This window comes from Kibdelosporangium phytohabitans (assembly GCF_001302585.1).
Taxonomy (GTDB): Bacteria; Actinomycetota; Actinomycetes; order Mycobacteriales; family Pseudonocardiaceae; genus Kibdelosporangium; species Kibdelosporangium phytohabitans.
This window is the reverse complement of record NZ_CP012752.1, coordinates 7,553,606-7,570,279: the sequence shown is the minus strand read 5'-3', so window position 1 is coordinate 7,570,279 and position 16,674 is coordinate 7,553,606. Positions and strand designations below refer to the sequence as shown.

General features: G+C 67.9%; 17 protein-coding genes. 8 read left to right on the top strand and 9 right to left on the bottom strand.

The window, feature by feature from the left end:
• Window position 1: 1 nt before the first annotated feature.
• Window positions 2-1,822, bottom strand: a complete 1,821-nt coding sequence (locus tag AOZ06_RS34045) for a M64 family metallopeptidase (protein ID WP_225952973.1) — start codon at window positions 1,820-1,822, stop codon at window positions 2-4.
• Between the two features lie 113 nt (window positions 1,823-1,935).
• On the opposite strand from AOZ06_RS34045, the gene AOZ06_RS54825 reads away from it, so the two are divergent.
• Window positions 1,936-2,535 (top strand): TetR/AcrR family transcriptional regulator, encoded by a 600-nt coding sequence (locus AOZ06_RS54825; RefSeq protein WP_169799017.1) that lies wholly within the window; start codon window positions 1,936-1,938, stop codon window positions 2,533-2,535.
• On the opposite strand, the gene AOZ06_RS34035 is transcribed toward AOZ06_RS54825, so the two are convergent.
• From AOZ06_RS34035 to AOZ06_RS34025, 3 genes are all read right to left on the bottom strand, one after another.
• Complete coding sequence (locus tag AOZ06_RS34035; protein WP_054293132.1) at window positions 2,519-4,732, bottom strand: discoidin domain-containing protein; 2,214 nt, start codon at window positions 4,730-4,732, stop codon at window positions 2,519-2,521. The genes AOZ06_RS54825 and AOZ06_RS34035 overlap by 17 nt on opposite strands.
• 684 nt (window positions 4,733-5,416) lie before the next feature.
• Window positions 5,417-6,409, bottom strand: a complete 993-nt coding sequence (locus tag AOZ06_RS34030) for a LacI family DNA-binding transcriptional regulator (RefSeq protein WP_054297116.1) — start codon at window positions 6,407-6,409, stop codon at window positions 5,417-5,419.
• 38 nt (window positions 6,410-6,447) lie between these two features.
• Window positions 6,448-7,086, bottom strand: coding sequence for a winged helix-turn-helix transcriptional regulator (locus tag AOZ06_RS34025; protein WP_179950756.1), 639 nt, complete (start codon window positions 7,084-7,086; stop codon window positions 6,448-6,450).
• Window positions 7,087-7,133: 47 nt separating this feature from the next.
• Between AOZ06_RS34025 and AOZ06_RS34020 the strand changes: the two genes are divergently transcribed.
• Window positions 7,134-7,841, top strand: coding sequence for an alpha/beta hydrolase (locus AOZ06_RS34020; RefSeq protein ID WP_335338300.1), 708 nt, complete (start codon window positions 7,134-7,136; stop codon window positions 7,839-7,841).
• On the opposite strand, the gene AOZ06_RS34015 is transcribed toward AOZ06_RS34020, so the two are convergent.
• The gene (locus AOZ06_RS34015; RefSeq protein ID WP_054293131.1) at window positions 7,830-8,465 is read right to left on the bottom strand and encodes a YidC/Oxa1 family membrane protein insertase; all 636 of its coding nucleotides are present in this window, start codon (window positions 8,463-8,465) and stop codon (window positions 7,830-7,832) included. The genes AOZ06_RS34020 and AOZ06_RS34015 overlap by 12 nt on opposite strands.
• Window positions 8,466-8,531: 66 nt before the next feature.
• Window positions 8,532-8,819 carry a DUF6412 domain-containing protein gene (locus AOZ06_RS34010; protein WP_054293130.1) on the bottom strand — a complete coding sequence of 96 codons (288 nt, stop codon included), beginning with the start codon at window positions 8,817-8,819 and terminating at the stop codon, window positions 8,532-8,534.
• A gap of 104 nt (window positions 8,820-8,923) precedes the next feature.
• Between AOZ06_RS34010 and AOZ06_RS34005 the strand changes: the two genes are divergently transcribed.
• Window positions 8,924-9,397, top strand: a complete 474-nt coding sequence (locus AOZ06_RS34005; RefSeq protein WP_054293129.1) for a PaaI family thioesterase — start codon at window positions 8,924-8,926, stop codon at window positions 9,395-9,397.
• Here AOZ06_RS34005 and AOZ06_RS34000 read toward each other — a convergent pair.
• On the bottom strand, window positions 9,374-10,039 hold the full coding sequence (locus AOZ06_RS34000; protein WP_054293128.1) for a TetR/AcrR family transcriptional regulator: 666 nt from the start codon (window positions 10,037-10,039) through the stop codon (window positions 9,374-9,376). The genes AOZ06_RS34005 and AOZ06_RS34000 overlap by 24 nt on opposite strands.
• A 99-nt stretch (window positions 10,040-10,138) precedes the next feature.
• Here AOZ06_RS34000 and AOZ06_RS33995 point away from each other — a divergent pair, with 99 nt between their 5' ends.
• Window positions 10,139-10,807, top strand: coding sequence for a DUF998 domain-containing protein (locus AOZ06_RS33995; protein ID WP_083472108.1), 669 nt, complete (start codon window positions 10,139-10,141; stop codon window positions 10,805-10,807).
• A gap of 5 nt (window positions 10,808-10,812) precedes the next feature.
• Window positions 10,813-11,586, top strand: coding sequence for an alpha/beta fold hydrolase (locus tag AOZ06_RS33990; RefSeq protein WP_063810481.1), 774 nt, complete (start codon window positions 10,813-10,815; stop codon window positions 11,584-11,586).
• Here the strand turns inward: AOZ06_RS33990 and AOZ06_RS60520 are convergent.
• Together AOZ06_RS60520 and AOZ06_RS33985 are read right to left on the bottom strand one after the other, a co-directional pair.
• Complete coding sequence (locus tag AOZ06_RS60520; protein ID WP_225952971.1) at window positions 11,567-11,752, bottom strand: hypothetical protein; 186 nt, start codon at window positions 11,750-11,752, stop codon at window positions 11,567-11,569. The genes AOZ06_RS33990 and AOZ06_RS60520 overlap by 20 nt on opposite strands.
• Entirely contained in the window at window positions 11,749-13,005 is a 1,257-nt protein-coding gene (locus tag AOZ06_RS33985) for a carboxylesterase/lipase family protein (protein WP_225952970.1), read from the bottom strand. Before AOZ06_RS33985 ends, AOZ06_RS60520 begins: the two co-directional genes overlap by 4 nt.
• A gap of 108 nt (window positions 13,006-13,113) precedes the next feature.
• Here AOZ06_RS33985 and AOZ06_RS33980 point away from each other — a divergent pair, with 108 nt between their 5' ends.
• The 3 genes from AOZ06_RS33980 (at window position 13,114) to AOZ06_RS33970 (ending at window position 16,606) form a co-directional block, all read left to right on the top strand.
• Window positions 13,114-13,632 (top strand): DinB family protein, encoded by a 519-nt coding sequence (locus AOZ06_RS33980; RefSeq protein ID WP_054293126.1) that lies wholly within the window; start codon window positions 13,114-13,116, stop codon window positions 13,630-13,632.
• A gap of 27 nt (window positions 13,633-13,659) precedes the next feature.
• Window positions 13,660-15,123 carry an FAD-dependent oxidoreductase gene (locus AOZ06_RS33975; RefSeq protein WP_054293125.1) on the top strand — a complete coding sequence of 488 codons (1,464 nt, stop codon included), beginning with the start codon at window positions 13,660-13,662 and terminating at the stop codon, window positions 15,121-15,123.
• 148 nt (window positions 15,124-15,271) lie between these two features.
• Window positions 15,272-16,606, top strand: a complete 1,335-nt coding sequence (locus AOZ06_RS33970) for an aminotransferase class I/II-fold pyridoxal phosphate-dependent enzyme (RefSeq protein WP_335338299.1) — start codon at window positions 15,272-15,274, stop codon at window positions 16,604-16,606.
• Window positions 16,607-16,674: the final 68 nt, after the last annotated feature.

The following is a 16,674-nucleotide window of genomic DNA, read 5'->3' as shown; positions in this document are numbered from 1 at the left end:
ATCACGGGCGGTTCAGCGTGACGACGAACCTGCCCGTCTCGCCGATGTTGCCCGCGGGGTCGACGGCTCGGTATTCGACGGTGTGGCGGCCGTATCCCGGCGGCACGTTGTCCCAAGGGGACAGACGCGGTTCGCCGAGTTTGCCGTACACGAGGTTGTCGATGTTCGTTCCCTCGGCGGTGAAGAGGAAAGGAGCCTTCGCGTCGGTCGGCCAGCCGAAGTAGTTGTACCAACCGTCGCCGTTCACGCGGAACTCGAGAATCCCCGCGCCCGGGCTGTCGTCTGTGGACGTCAGCTTCATGGTGAAGGGCCCGTCGAAGACGTACTCGGGCGGTTGGCCGTGCCGGTTGATCGTCTTGACCGACTTGGACAGTTCGAATTTCGCGACCGGGTCGGTCGCGTCGACCTTCCACGTCAGTGTCCTGCCGGGGATCGACGCGGTGAGCGTGTGTGAACCCCTGAGGTGCAGCCGCTTCAGCTCGAAGTCCCGGTCGTTGCCGCCGGTGCGGACCGGACGGCCGTCGACTGCCCACGACACCGCGACCGGCTTGCTGGTCTCCACGTGGACGACGTCCTCCGCGCCGACCGGCCGGTCGGCCGGTGTCGACGAGGTGAAGCCGAGCGGTGTGGAGTCCGGCGGGGTCTTGACCGCCGTGTCCACGGTCCACGTGCGGGTCTTGGTCAGCGTCGACCTGATCGCCGGGTCGCGGACGAACGGCGTCGGGTCGACCACGGTGGCGGTCAGCGTGTGCTTGCCGGGCCTGAGGTGTTGCCTGCTCAGGTCCACGCTGCGGCTGCCGTTGGCAGGCAAGTCCCTGCCGTCCAGCTTCCACGTGACAGCCAGCGGGTGACCGGCCGGGTGCAGCGTCTCCACCCAGACGACCCGGTCCGCGCCGATCGGCGCGGTGTTCGGCGTGCCGCCCTGCAGGATCGAGGTCTTCGCCGAGATCCGCTGGGTCATCCGTTCCCGGCTGATCTGGTCGAAGTAGTAGCCGAGTGACTTCATCATCGAGTGCTTGCTCGGCCGCCACACACCGGTGCCGCTGTACAGGCCGCCTTCGAACCGGTCGATGGGGCCGCCCGACTCGCTCGGCTCACCCAGCCAGCGCCACCATTTCGCGCGTTGTGTCCGCATTTGCTGCGTTGTCAAGAGGCTGTGGTGGATCGACGACGGCTCGCTGCCCGCGAACTTGTCACCGCGAACCCCGCGTGAGTAGTAGTCGTACTCGTCGTCGAGCCCGCCGAGCGAGTGCCCGAGTTCGTGGGGCGTGATCAACGCCGACAGTGCGTTCCCACCCGACGCGGTGGCATAGGTGCCGCCCGCCCCGCCGTAAGTATTGCTGTTCCCGATCGCGAGCAACTGCCGGTTGTCCGAGTTGGTGCCGGTCACCAGATCGGCGTGACGAGTCAGTGCCGCGTTGTCGACCGTCAGCAGCCGCTGGACGCTCGACGAGCTGCATCCGCCCCAGAACCCCATGCCCAGCGGGGTGTTGCGGCGCGGCGAACTCAGGTCCGGGTCGCAGCTGACACCGGACTCGGTCGACGGGACCTCCACCGTGTACACGTTGAGGTAGCTGCGGTACGACTTGAACGGCTCCAGGGTCAGCAGCACGTTCACGTGCCGGTCGACGTGTTCCCGGAACTTCGGCATCTCCGCGGCGGTGTACCCGTCGCCGACGATCACGATGTTGAAGCGTTTCGCGGGGTCGCCTGTGATCCGCACCGGGACGACGGTCGCGGCCTCGGCAGTCGCCTGAGCCGGTAACGCCACCAGGAACGGGATCACGGCGACGCCTGCCATCACGAGCGCGCGTCTCCACATGTGCCCGCACGCTATGCAGGGCCGATCGTGGTTGTGCAGAGCCGAAAGTAGCGACTTCGCAGCTGTCTGCGAATGCCGACGGACGCGGCGTTGTCGCAGGTTATGCTCGTGCGGTGGCGCGTGTCCCTGCAGAACAACGTCGCCGGCAACTGCTCGCTGCCGCCCTGCGGGTGGTCGCCACGGAAGGTGTGGCCGCTGCGAGCACGCGCCGGATAGCCAGCGAAGCCCGGCTCCCTCCTGCCGTCGTGCACTACTGCTTCCGTTCGGTCGAAGACCTGCTCGACGCCTTGACAGCGTCGCTTTTCGGTGAGATGGCGGAGGTCGCCGCCGTCGCGCTGCGGGTCAGCGGCGCGGTCGAACAGTCGGTGCGAGCAGCGTTGCACCGGCTGTGGTCGCCGTACCGCCTCGACCCGGCCCGGTACAAGGCGGTCCTCGACCTGATCCCGTACGCGCTGCGCCGCCCGTCGGCGACGATGACTGTGCGGGACTACGAGGCCAAGGTCTGCGCGCTGGCGGCGCAGTTCCTCGTGGATCTCGCCGCCCACAACGACATCACGTGGCAGGACCCGGCCGGAGTGGTCGGCCGGGTCCTGATCTCCACTGTGGACGGGGTGTTGCTCGCCTGGCTGATCGACCGGGACGACAACGGGACCGAGGCCGCGTTCGACTGGCTCGCGGCCTCGATCGCCGCCCGTGTCACGGGTAGTCGGTGACGTAACTGATCTGGTTGGCGGTGTTGGCCGTGGCGCCCGTGTCGTTGATGACGCGGTTGATCGTCCCGACGCCGCCGAGTGAGACGGAGACCAGGCCGTGGAAGCGGACTCCCGGTGTGTTGGGCACTTCGAACGACCGGCTCGCCACCACGGCCGGGTTGACGTTGAAGTAGCAGTAACTCCCGACGCCCCACGCCTCGTGGGTGGTCACCGAACTGGCCACTTTGTACGCGGCCCAGCCCTGCGTCCCACCACCGGATGACCACACCGCGTTGTTCGGCGGGTCATAGGGCATCTCGTTCTGGAAGAAGTACGTCCTGCCGCCGTTGCCCTTCCAGATCACCTGGTGCTGCTGGTAGTGCTCGACGAACAGGCCGTACATCGTGACGTTGCCGCCGTTGACGATCAGCCCGTTGGCCGCGGTGTTCTGATCCCAGCCGATGCCTTCGCCGTGATCGCCGCGCCACAACCACAAGTGGTCGCCGATCACGCTGTTGCTGTTGATCCGCAGGCTGGTCGACGCCTTGCCGACGCCCGGCCCGCCGATCCGGAAGAACACGTCGTGCAGCGAGGTCGGGTTGGCGCTGTGGTTCGCGCTGGCCCCGGCGGGACCGACCTCCATCAGCGCGGGGGAGTTGACCGGACCGGCGTCGATCAGCAGACCGGCGACCTTGACACCGTCCACATCGGCCACGGAGACGGCCGGAAGACCGGTCCGCGGCGTCAAAGTGGCCAAACCGAGCCCGAGGACGACGGTGTCCGGCCGCGTGATCCGGATGGTGTCGGTCAGGTTGTACACCCCGGGCGTGAACAACAGGTGCTTGCCTTGTGCCAACGCGGCGTTGATCGTGGCAACAGGAGAACTCGGCTGCACGACGTAGAACTGGCTCAGCGAGATCGACGTGCCGGCCGGGTTGCCGCCGCCCCACGACGTGCCGCGCGCGTTCTGCCGGAGCGCGGGGACGAAAACGCTGTAGTTCCCGGACGCGTCGAAGTACAGGAACGGCTTCTCCCTGATCACAGGCGTGTTCGCCACGACAGTGTGCGAGGGGTTGGGGAAGTTCTGAGGCGGCGACCCGTTCGCGCCCACGAACACCATGTTCCAGACCGACCCGGACCAGCCGCCGTTGAGGTCCGAGTTGCGGGTGAGGAACTGTTGCTGCGAGCCGGACTCCACCAGCCCGTCGATGCGTGAGTCGGCGAACAGGCCGCCGCTGGCCCAGCCGATGTAGCCATCCCACAGCTGGGCCTGGCCACGCAGGTGCATGCGCCGGTAGGGCGCTGCCTGCGCGACAGCCCACCGCTCGATCTGCCCGGCGGGAATCGTGACGGACAGGTTCTCGGCGGCGCGCCAGAAGTTCTGCGTCGCGTTGCCCTTGTAGTTGGGGTCCTCGCCCTGCTGCAGCCAGTCGGCCTCGACCCGGACGTGCCCGTTGAGGTTGACCTGGCCGGGGAGCAGGCCGAGCCCGGCGACCTGCGTGTAGAAGCGCAGGTTGACGTCGGCGTTGTAGTTGCCGGGTTTGAAGAGGACCGCATAGCGTTGCGGTCCGAACTGGTTGGTGTGCATCTGCGAGGCGATGGCGTTGAGCCTGCCCTGGATCTCGCTTTGCGGAGTGGACGGGCTGAAGACGAACGTGTTGGGCCCGAAGTCCGGGTTGCGAGGATCCGTCGGCGGGACGACGGGGCCGGTCGACCCGTCATCGACGTTGACTGTCAACTCCCACAAGGAATGCCCCCACGAGGTGGCCCGAGCGGTACCGTGGATCCGGACGTAGCGGCCGGTGGCGGCGACGTCGATCGCCTGATTGCCGCCGGTGCTGGTGGTGGTGGAGTGGAGGGTGGTCCACGACGTCCCGTTGCCGGAAACCTGGACCTGGTAAGCACTGGAGTACGCGGCTTCCCAGTTGAGCCCGACACGGCAGACCGCCAAGGAAGAACCGAGGTCGACCTGAACCCACTGCGGGTCGCTGAACGCGCTCGACCAGCGCGTTGCGGGGTTGCCATCAACCGCCGCACTGGCCGGCGTACCGGCGTTCTCGGTGGACGACGCTGTCGCCGGGCGGTTGAGCGCGAGGTTGGTGGTCCCGCACGCCGCCGCGGATGCCTGTGGCGTGACAGTGATCGTGAACGTACTCAGCAGGGTGACCGTAGCGGCCGCGAGCGCGATGCCACGCCGACCGGGGAATAAGAGCTTCATGCGCCTGCCTCTCGTCGTCGGGGACAGGTGAGCCTGTGCAGGGGCAGCTCGTTGATCGATACAGAGAGCGCTCTCCCGGTACCGGTTCCGGAACCGGTTACGGGGTTCTTGGAGTTAACAACGTGGCCATGCCGTCGTCAAGAGTGGCGTGTTGTGTCTGCTCTGACGGCTTCTTTCGTAACTATGTTTCCTTTTTGGGCAGGGTGGCGGGTTGCTTTGATGTTGCACGGAACAAGCTTTCCCTCGCCGGGGGCTGACCTCTGGGCAGGAGGCTGTGTTCGGTGTTCTTCCTCTCTCGTGCTCGGGATCCTTGGTGTGTTTTCGGTGCGTGGGTGCCCCTGCCCGTCGGCCTGCCCGTACGGAACCACGGACTGTCAAGAGGTCGGTATCGGTTTCGCTCGGCGTTGCTTCGCGTTGGCCGACCTCTTGACAGCCGTGGTGGGCTTTGCCCAAGCCGACGGGCAGGAGCGCCCCCGAAGGCCCCTTCTGCGCTTGCGCGCTTGCCGCTCGGGGTTGGTTCTCGCTTGCGTGCTTTGCCGCTGTGGGGTGGTCCGTGCGGGCTGCGCTTGTGCGCGGGCTGCGCTGGGGGTGGCTCTGTGCTTGCGCGTGTTCGGGTTCGGCGGTTGTCACTCAGCCTGGGTGGGACATGGCGTCCAGAACTGCTGTCATTTGCTGCCGGCGGCGTCAGGCTGATTCGCGGATCACCAGGGATGTTGGGATTATCTGCGGTTGTTGTGGCAGTGTTTCCCCTGCGAGCCTGGCGAGGAGCATCTTCGCTGCTGCTTCGCCCATTTCTCGTGATGGTTGGCGGACGGTTGTCAGTGCCGGTTGGGTGTGCGAGGCGATCGGGATGTCGTCGAAGCCGATCACCGCCACGTCGTCCGGTGCTGATCTTCCTGCTGCTCTCAGCGCGTCCAGCACTCCTACTGCCATCAGGTCGTTCTGGGCGAACACCGCGTCGACTGGCACTCCGGATTCCAACAGGGACTGCGTTGCTTCTTTTCCGCCCTCACGGGTGAAGTCGCCTTCCACCACCAGTTTCCGCGGCAGTTCTTTCCCGTAGCCGTCCACTGTGGTGCGAAAGCCTTCTGTTCGGTCACGGGTGCAGCCGAACTCCACCGGGCCCGTGATCACCGCGAGGCTTCTGCGCCCGCTTCCCAGCAGGTGGTGGGCTGCTGAGGCCGCTCCTTCGCGATTGCTCGTTGCCACTGACGGGAATTCCGGGTGATGCCCTCGGTCGTCGATCATCACCATCGGGAACCCTGTCTCGTGCAGGCTGCTGATGTAGCTCAGGGTGTCCGGTGGTTCGATCAGCAGCAGGCCGTCGAAGGCGTTGGCTGACACGTGTTTCGCGAACTGGGTCAGCGATTCCGCGCCCCTGTTCATCGTGTTCAGCAGCAGCCCGTAGCCCATCGCTTCCAGTACGTCCGCCACGCCCTGCAGCACGTCGCCCATCCACGGCCACGTCAGGCCCGGGACGAGCATGCCGACGGTCTGCGTCCTGCCTTTCGCCAGGCCGACTGCGCGGGCGCTCGGTGTGTAGCCGGTCGCGGCTATCACTTCGCGGACGCGGATCGCGGTCGCGGCGTCGACATCGCCCTTGTTGTTGAGCACGCGCGAGACCGTTGCCTTGCTCACTCTTGCCCGGCGGGCGACTTCAGCGATGGTGACGCGCACGTGATCAGGATAGCGATTGCCGTTCACCGGCATACGGCTCAGGCGTTCACCACGCCCGGCCTGGGGAACAAGCGGAGAAATCGGGCGGCTGAGCGTTCGTCACCTTTTACTGTCCCGTCGGGGATTTCCTCTCCGGCGAAGACGATCGCGCGTAGCGCCGCTGCGTCGGCCACGATCACGGCATCGGCCGTGTCGGGTTGTCCGGGGATGATGTCGATGTGGCCGTTGGCGACCGTGGCGCGGAACGGTTCGTCCGAAACGCGTAGTTCGTAGGTCGCGGTCAGGTTTCCGGCCAGCTTGGGGGAGAAGGTCGTCAGCAGCGCGATCATCAACGCCGAGACGCTCAGCTGCGCTGTCGACGCAGTCGGTGCGTGGCAGCCCCATTTCGCCAGTTCGATGATCACGGGCCGCAGGTCCTGGCCGCGGCTGGTCAGCTCGTAGACCCACGCGCCCGCCGGTGGCCCGAGCTTCTTGCGGTGCACGACGCCCGCCTCTTCCAGCTCCTTGAGCCGGTGGGACAGCACGTTCTGGCTCGCTGTCGGCAGTCCGGCGCGCAGGTCGGTGAAGCGTTTCGGGCCGAACAGCAACTCGCGCACCACCAGTAGCGCCCAGCGTTCGCCGACCAGGTCGAGCGCCCTGGCTATCCCGCACGGGTCGTCGTAGCTCCGATCCGGCATCGACACTCCTTATTTAGGACTAGCTGGTGCTAGTGTAGGACACTCAAGTGACGGAGGCGGCCGCGATGAGCACGTACGTCCTGATTCCTGGGGCCGGTGGCAAGGCGGGTTACTGGCGTTTCGTCGCGCCGGAACTGCGGGACCGCGGGCATGACGTGGTCGCGGTCGATCTGCCCGCGGGTGACGACAGCGCCGGTATCGAGGAGTACGCGGACGCGGTCGTCGCCGCCATCGCCGACCGGCGGGATCTGATCCTGGTCGCCTCGTCGCTCGCGGGCTTCAGTGCCCCGCTCGTGTGCGAGCGCCTCGACGTCGACCTGCTTGTCCTGCTCGCGGCGATGACGCCGACGCCCGGTGAGTCGGCCGGGGAGTGGTGGTCGGCGACCGGTCAGGACCAGGCCGAGCGCGACCTCAAGCAAGCGCTCGGCTATGCACGGGACGCCGAGCTCGACCCGCTCTACTACTTCCTGCACGACGTGCCGGTGGACGTCGCCGTCGAGCTGATGTCCGAAGGCGAGATCGTGCAGTCGGGCACGCCGATGATCAAACCGTGGCCGCTCACAGCGTGGCCGGACGTGCCGACCAGGTTCCTGCTCGCCAGGGACGACCGGCTGTTCCCCGCCGGGTTCCAGCGCCGGATCGTCAAGGAACGCCTGGGTTTCACGCCGGACGAGATGCCCGGTGGGCACCTCGTGGCACTGGCCCGGCCGCTGGAACTCGTCGAACGCCTTGAGGCGTACCGGCTATCGGCGTAGGCAGGCCCGCTCGACAACAGTCCACGTCGTCGTGGTGAACAGGTACAGGCCCGCCGCCAACGGGATCACCGCCACGGCGAACGACGTGCCGAACGGCAGCAACCGCAGGAACTTCGGCGTTTCGGCTGGCATCGCGCGTGCCGAGAACCAGCCGACCACGAGCAGCGCGAGGAACAACCCGGCGAACACGAACGCGTCGGGGCCGGAACTGAAGAAGTGGCTACCCAGCGGCGCGCCGAACAGCACGTCGGCCAAGAGGTTGTTCGGTGTGCCGCCGAACGAACCGGCCGTGAACAACCGGTACAGCACCATGAAGACCGGCAACTGCAGCAGCATCGGCAGGCACCCGGCGAACATCGACACGTTGTTTTCCTGGTAGAGATCCATCAGTTCCCGTTGCATCCGGTCCGGGTTCTTCTTGTGCTTCTCCCGCAGCTTCGTCGCCTGCGGGGCCAGCGCGGCACGGGCCTTCTCGCCGCGGACAGCCGACCGGGCAAGGGGATGCAGCGCCAACCGCACGGCCGCGGTGAACAACACGATCGCCGCGGCGGTACCCGTCGCACCGGCGATCAGGGAAACCAGGTGGTACGCGCCGGACGCGGGCACGTTGAGGAAATCGAACACGGGGCAGCACTCCGTCATGTCGGAAAAGGACAAGGACAGGCGGAAACGGCTGCTCGGAACGAAGATTCAGGCAGCCGCGGGGGCTGCACCGGGTGCTCGAGGACGCGGGCGCCCGGAGGCGTCCGGATCCCGCAAACGCAGGCAAACGCTTCTACGTGCGCGTTCTCGCAGGGAAACCGCCCGGACACCGGCTGGTGCGCTGGTCGGGGCGGGCAGGGCGACGCGGATCGTCAGCAACAACGCCATACCCGCGGTCAGCGCGGTCGCGAGCGCGGCCGGGACGAGCGTGTCGACCGTCAGCAGGACGAACGCAACCGGCAGGAACACGGCCAGCAGCAACTGAAGCCGCAGCATGGTGCCCCCTCTCGAACCGGTTGGACACAAGCTTAGCCGCGACTTCGACAGCGTGGGGCCGTGGTCCGCTCTTGGGCACCTCGTCGTCCGGCATAGTCACTGCTATGCCGACGCCAACGGGATTCTTCTGGGACATGATGGCCGGCCGCACGCCCGCGCCCGCGGCGGCCGACACGCTGGGCTGGAAACTGCGGGAGGTCGACCCGGACGAGGGAACCATCGAGGTCGAGTTCGCCGCAACCGACAGGTTCACCAACCCCGCCGGGCACGTGCAGGGTGGTTTCCTCGCCGCGATGCTCGACGACACCATGGGACCGGCCCTGGCCGCGACGCTCGGGCCTGGCCAGTTCGCGCCCACACTGGACCTGCACGTGCAGTTCCTGCGGGTGGCGTGGCCGGGAACCCTGATCGGCAAGGCGACCGTGGTCCGCCGCGGCAAGCAGGTCTGTCACCTGCGCGGTGAGCTCGTCGACAACGCGGGCCGTGTGATCGCGACGGCCGTGGCGACCGCCATGGTTCAGCGGGGCGAGCGGGTCCGTGACCGCGGCACGGCGTCAGCCGAGTCGTTGATCGGCTGAGATCCCGTACGCGGCAAGGAAAACGCGCGCACCCTCGTCAGCGAGGTGGTCGAGTTCCGCGCTGGTGTACCCGGTGTCGTCGCCGAAGAACATGGCTTTGTCCAAGGGAACACCGAGGACGAGGAACGCGAAGTGCTTGGCCGCCAGTGCCGGTTCCGGCACGCGCAGCAGTCCGCGCTCGTCCAGGTGTGCCAATTCCGGCGCCAGCGCTGTCAGCACCCGCTCGGGAGCCTGCTCGTAGTACGTGCGCGCGAGTTCGGGGAACCGTGACGCCTCGCCGACCAGCAGCCGTCGCATCTGCAGCACCTGCGGGCGCATCACCGAGTGCAGGTACTGCCGTGCCAGCACCGGCAGGTCTTTGTGCAGGTCCTCGGCGTTGTGCAGTTTGTCGGCGATCAGCTTGATGAACGCGTCGACCGTGGTCGCGACGCTCATGATGATCTCGCTGAACAGCGTTTCCTTGTCGGTGAAGTTCTTGTAGACGGTCTGTTTGGACACCGCCGCGAGCGCGGCCACCTCGTCCATGCTGGTGCCCTGGTAGCCGTTGCGCAGGAACAGCGTGGTGGCCGACTCCATGATCAGCCGCCGCTTGCGGGCCGAGCGGCCTTCTTCGTTCCCGATACCCACACCCGCGATCCCCATGATCGACCTCCTCGGCACAGAAGAGTACTAGACGGGTCAGTACCCGTCAGAGTACTGTACGGTCTAGTTCTGAGAAACCCGCTGAACAGGGGAAACGTCATGACTCATGCCATCTGGACGCCGCAGACGGTCGGTACCGATGTCGAACGGGCTGTGCACATCACCAAGTCGCTGCTGGGCTACGGCGTGCTCGCGGGCCCGTTCTACGTCGTCGTCTCGCTGACCCAGGCGATCACCAGAGACGGGTTCGACCTCACGAAACACCCGTGGAGCGTGCTGGCCAACGGTGACATCGGCTGGATCCAGACCACGAACCTGATCCTCACCGGCCTGATGGTGATCGCCACCGCGGTCGGCATGCGCAGGCTGCTCACCGGCGGCGCCGGTGGCACGTGGGGACCAGCGCTGATCGGCGTGTTCGGCCTGAGCATGGTCGCCGGCGGGATCTTCACCGCCGACCCGGTCGACGGATTCCCGGCCGGGGCGACCCTCCCGGCGGAGCCGAGCCTGTCCGGGACGCTGCACTTCGCCTGCGGCGCGGTCGGGTTCGTGTGCTTCGCGATCGCGTGCTTCGTCATCGCGCGCCGGTTCGCCGGGCACGGCTGGGCTTTGTACTCGCGGATCACCGGCGTGGCGTTCCTGCTGTCCTTCGGCGTCATCGCGACTGGTCCCGGCGTCGGAGTGCTGATCTTCACCGCGGGTGTCCTCGCTGCCTTCACGTGGCTCGCGACGACCTCGGCGCGCCTCTACCGCCGCGCGGACAGGTGACCGGCATGGGAACCGTGATCTCCGCCGACGGCACACCGATCGACTTCGACCGCACCGGCTCCGGCCCGCCCGTGGTCGTGCTGAGTGCCGGACCGAACGACCGGTCGTCCAGCCGGCCACTGGTCGACGTGCTCAAACCGTTCCTCACGGTGTACACCTACGACCACCGCGGCCGGGGCCGCAGCGGCGACACGTCCCCGCACACCGCGGAGCGCGAGTTCGAGGACCTCGCCGCGGTCATCGCCGAGGCAGGGGGGTCCGCCGGCGTGTTCGGCCACTCGGGCAGCGGCAACATCGCGCTCGATGCCGCGCTGCACGGCGTGCCGATCAGCAGGATCGCGATGTACGAGCCGCCGTACGTCGTCGAAGGCGCGCGGTCGGCCATCCCGCCGGACTGGGGCATGACCGTTCAGCGGGCGATCGACGCGGGAAACCCGGGTGAGGGCATCTACTACTGGCTCGCCGAGGTGATCGAGGTCCCGGCGGAGTTCGTCACGCAGATGCGGGGCACCCCGTTCTGGGACGGCATGTCGGCGCAGGCCCAAGGCCTGGTTTACGACGCGGAAGTGTTGCGGGGCTTCACCTTGCCCAGCGCTGCTCCGGACGTGCCCGCACTGGTGCTGGACGGCGGCGGCATGGCGTTGCCGTGGGTCAGGGCAGGCATCGACGCGCTGCTCGAACTGCTGCCCGGTGCCCGGCACGAGTCGCTGGAAGGGCAGCCGCACGACGTCGCCCCGGACGCGATCGCCCCGGTGCTGATCAAGTTCTTCGCAGAGTGAGGCTGTCGAAGCGCTGGTCGTGCCAGATCTCGCGGGAGCGTTCCTCCGGATACGGGCCGACGGTGGACGTGGTGTCGTAGACCCGGGTGGTTCGCCGGGACGGCTCGTAGGGCGCCCAGCCCGGGTTTCCCGTCGCGGCGAAGGACAAGTGCTCGGACCGGATCACCTCCGACAGGTCCCGCGCCTGGGCCACGGCGTCCGGCCCGGCTTCCGTGAGCCCGGTCTTGACGTGCGCGGTACCGAACACGAGCAGCGTGTGTCCAGGCCGTGTGCGGCGCCGGACGCGTTGAACCCCCAGCACAGCTCGTACAACCACACCCGTGCCCCGCCCGCGTGGGCCGCGTCGGCGAAGTGAACCACCGGCATCCGGAACAGCCAGTCCGACAAAGCCGTTTCACGCAGTTCGCCGGCCGAGAGAGCGGGGTAGGCCGTCCGGTAGCGCTGTGCGCCAGGTGTTGGCGGCAGGTCGTCGATGAGCGTGTCGACCTCGGCGTCACTGATGTCGCCGAGCCTCGCGGCGAGCATGCTGAACTCGTCACGCGTGTGGCCGATCAGCAGCTCCACCCCCTGCGCAGCGCCGCCGCTGAACGCAGCCCACGGACTGTCCACGACTGGGGAGAAAGGCGTCGGCGTGCGGGCGACGGCGCCCCACCGGTCCAGGTGCCGCGGCAGCCGGGCGGTCACCGTCCGGGTGGCTTCGACGAGATCCGCCGGTGCCACCTCGGCGAGGTCGTCGGCTCGTGCCACGCGGCCGAGTTCGGCGCTGATCCCGGTCGCGATGTCGGTGGCGAGTTCAGGGGTGAAGAAGGTCCCCGGGATGCTCTGCGGGATGGCCCGGCGCACGAGCCCGGCCGCCGCGGGCATCGTCAGCAAGGCGGCTATGCAACCCGCTCCCGCCGACTGGCCGAGGAAGGTGACGTTTCCCGGGTCGCCGCCGAAAGCGGCGATGTTGTCGTGCACCCACCGCAACGCGGCGAGCTGGTCGAGCAGACCGCGGTTGTCCGGTGCGCCGTCCAGCCGGGCGAAGCCCTCGAACCCGCTCCGGTAGTGGGCGCTGACCACGACCACACCGGCTTTGGCCAGGGTCGTGCCGTCGAGGTGCGGGTTGGCGGAGTCGCAGTTGAGGTATCCGCCGCCGCTGATCCAGAAGATGACCGGCAACCCGGTGCGGCCGGGCGACGGGGTCCACACCGCGAGGTTCAGCCAGTCGTCACCTGTGACCGGGCGGCTCGGCTGCGGCGGTGGCGGGCCGAACGCCGTGGCGTCACGGACACCGTCCCACGCCACCGGCGGGCAAGGCGCGGCGAATCGAAGCGGTCCAACGGGTGGCGCGGCGAAGGGAACGCCGCGGAACACAGCCACCCCGCCGGCCTCGATCCCTTGGACCGCTCCGGCGGAGGTGCGCACCTGGAGGTTCATGATCTCCACCTTCCCACCGCGGGGAAGATCTTTCGATTGAGGACGGAAACTGGCCGCTATGCCTCGTAGAGTTGTCCTCAACAGGGAAAACGAGGAAGGCGGAAGACAATGAGCGGCACCTACACTGAGCCGGTGACCACCGTGACGGGCGAGCGCGCCGACTTCCTGCAGATGTTGGCCAAGCACCGCGGCTTCCTGAAGTTCACTGTCCAGAACCTGACCGACGAGCAGGCCAACCAGCGCACCACGGTCAGCGAGCTGACCCTCGGCGGGCTGATCAAGCACGTGGCCGTGACCGAGCTCGGCTGGGCGAACTTCATCATCGGCGGCGCCGAGAAGATGTTCTCCGAGCCGATCGACTGGGAGGCGCAGTTCTCCATGAAGGAGAACGAGACGCTCGCCGGGCTGCTCGAGCGCTACGAGGAGATCGCGCGCAAGACCGACGAGCTGGTCGCCACCGTCGACCTGGACGAGTCGCACCCGTTGCCCGAGGCGCCGTGGTTCGAGCAGGGCGCGTCGTGGTCCAACCGCCGCGTGCTGATGCACATCATCGCCGAGACCTCGCAGCACTCAGGCCACGCCGACATCATCCGTGAGTCCCTCGACGGAGCGAAGACCATGGGTTGACGGGCCGCAACTGGGTACACGAGAGCCGTGACCACCACCACGGCAACCCAGTCCCTCTGGCTCGAAGCGCTTTCCCCGGACGGTTTCCCGCCGCTGCGGGCGGACGAGACGTTCGATGTCGCCGTGATCGGCGGCGGCATCGCCGGGATGACCACCGCCCTGTTGCTCACGCAGGCAGGCCTGCGAGTCGCCGTGCTCGAGGCCGGGCTGGTGGGCGCGGGCGTGAGCGGCAACAACACCGCGAAGGTCACCGCACTCCAGTCCACCGTGCTCTCCACGATCGACAAGAACCACGGCGAGTCCGCTGCCAGGGACTACGCGACCGCGAGCCTGGCGGGCGTCGAGAAGGTCGCGGAACTCGGCGCGGACATCGACTGCGACCTGCAGCGCCGCCCGGCGTTCACCTACGCGCTGAGCCCGAGCGAGGTCGAAGCCGTCGAGCAGGAGGCGCAGGTCGCCGCGCGGGCCGGGCTGCCGGTCACCAGCGGCCCGATGGACGTGCCGTTCCCGGTGCACGCCACGGTCGAACTGGCCGACCAGATCCTCGTCCACCCCACCAAGTACGTGCGCGGGCTGGCCGCGCGGGTCGCCGCCGCGGGCGGGCGGATCTTCGAACACACCAGGGCCATGCAGGTCGAAGGCGACCGGGTGGTGACCTCGGCCGGGACCGTTCGCGCGGACCGGATCGTCGTGGCCACGCACTTCCCGATCCTCGACCGCGGGCTGTACTTCGCCCGGATGGAACCGACCCGTGCCTACTGCGTCGCCGCGAAACTGCGGTCGGGGTCCGCACCGAAGGCGATGGCCATCAATCCCGGCACGCCGTCCCGCTCGCTGAGCTCGTTCGGTGACCTGCTGATCGTCGCGGGGGAGAGCCACCCGGCCGGTGAGCGCGGTGTCGACGCCGGTCGGTACGAGAATCTGGCGAGCTTCGCCCGTGAGTACTGGGATGTCGAGCAGATCACGCACCGGTGGTCCGCGCAGGACCCGATCCCGTACGACAACCTGCCGATGATCGGCCCGTACACCCCGAAGTCCGGCCGGTTGTTCGTGGCGACCGGGTTCATGAAGTGGGGACTGGCCACCGGCACCTTCGCCGGGATGATCCTCGCCGACCTGCTGACCGGCAAGGACAGCCCGATGGCCGAGCGGTTCGCGCCGCAGCGGGTGACCCTGAAGTCCGTGCCCGACCTGGTCAAGATGAACGCCAAGGTCGCCGTCGACATGGTCGGTGACCACCTGCGCGTGGACGACGCACCGGCCGAGAACGTCCGGATCGTCCGTGACGGTGTCGGCAAAACGGGGATCTACCGCGACCCCGACGGCAAGGAACACGCGGTTTCCCTGCGTTGCACGCATCTCGGGTGCCTGGTGCGGTTCAACGCGGCCGAGATCAGCTGGGACTGCCCGTGCCACGGTTCACGGTTCGATGTGGACGGGAACGTCCTCGAAGGGCCCGCGACCAAGCCGTTGCCGCGCCGGGAGGTTTGACCGGTCGCCGGACTGGCGACCCGGGGTCCATGGACCACGGCCGAGCACCGGTGCTGGAGGCACTGCACGACTACCACCGGAAGGGTTTCGTCCCGTTCAACGCCCCCGGGCACAAACAGGCCGCGGGATCGACCGGCGCGTCATCGACGTGGTCGGCGAGGACGTGTTCCGCGCCGACGCCCTGACGCCGAACGGGCTCGACGGCCGCCGGGTCGAGCACGGGGCTCTGCAACAGGCGCAGGACCTGATGGCCGACGCCGTCGGCGCGGACCAGACCTTCTTCTCCACGTGCGGAAGTTCGCTGTCGGTCAAGAGCGCGATGATCTCGGTCGCCGGTCCGGGAGAGAAGCTGCTGGTCGTGCGGCACGCGCACAAGTCGGTGACCGCCGGGCTGATCATCAGCGGTGTCGACCCGTTGTGGGTGCACCCGCGGTGGGACGCCGAGCGGCACATGTCGCACCCGCCCGGCCCGGACGCTGTGCGGGCCGCGTTCGAGCGGGAACCCGAGGCCAAGGGCATGCTGCTGGTGACGCCGACGGACTACGGCACCTGTGGGGACATCAGCGCGATCGCCGACGTGTGCCACGAGTTCGATCGTCCGTTGATCGTCGACGAGGCGTGGGGCGCGCATCTGCCGTTCCACTCGGACCTGCCGCCGTGGGCGATGTACTGCGGCGCGGACCTGTGCGTGACGAGCGTGCACAAGATGGGTGCGGCGGTCGAGCAGAGTTCGGTGTTCCACTTGCAGGGCGACCGTGTGGACCCGGCGGTGCTCAAGATGCGCGAGGACCTGCTCGGCACGACGAGCGCCTCGTCGCTCGTGTACGCCGGACTGGACGGCTGGCGCCGGCAGATGGTCCAGAACGGCAAGGAACTCCTGGGCATCGCACTGTCGCTTGTGGAGTCAGTGCGGTCCGGGGTGGACCGGATTCCCGGTCTGCACCTGGTCGGTGACGAGCTCGTCGGCCCGGAGCACGCCGCGTCGATCGACCCGCTGAAGGTGATCGTCGACGTGACTGGGCTGCGTGTCAACGGTTACCAGGCGGCCGACTGGCTGCGTGAGGAACAACGCGTCACAGTCGGGCTTTCTGACCACCGCCGCGTGGTCGCGATGTTCACGCACGCCGACAACCGTGAGACGGCGGATCGGTTTCTGCACGCGATGCGTGAGCTCACCAAGGCCTCATTGCCGACAGCGCCGAAGGTCGACCTCCCGGCGCCGGGGGAGTTGGAGCTTCGCACAGAGGTCCTGCCGCGGGACGCGTTCTTCGGTCCGACCGAACAGGTCCCCGTCGGCGAGGCGGCCGGGCGGATCGCGGCGGAGATGATCACGCCTTACCCGCCGGGCGCTCCCGCCGTGCTGCCAGGCGAGGTGATCAACCAGCCGGTGCTGGACTACCTGAGGTCCGGTCTGGCTGCCGGGATGTACATCCCCGACGCCGTCGATTCCGGGCTCGACTCGGTGCGGGTGGTCGCCCGCTAGGAACGTTCGCCCTCTTCAGCCCGTACGAGACGTGGTCTCGTACGGGCTTTTCGGATGTCCGGACAGTT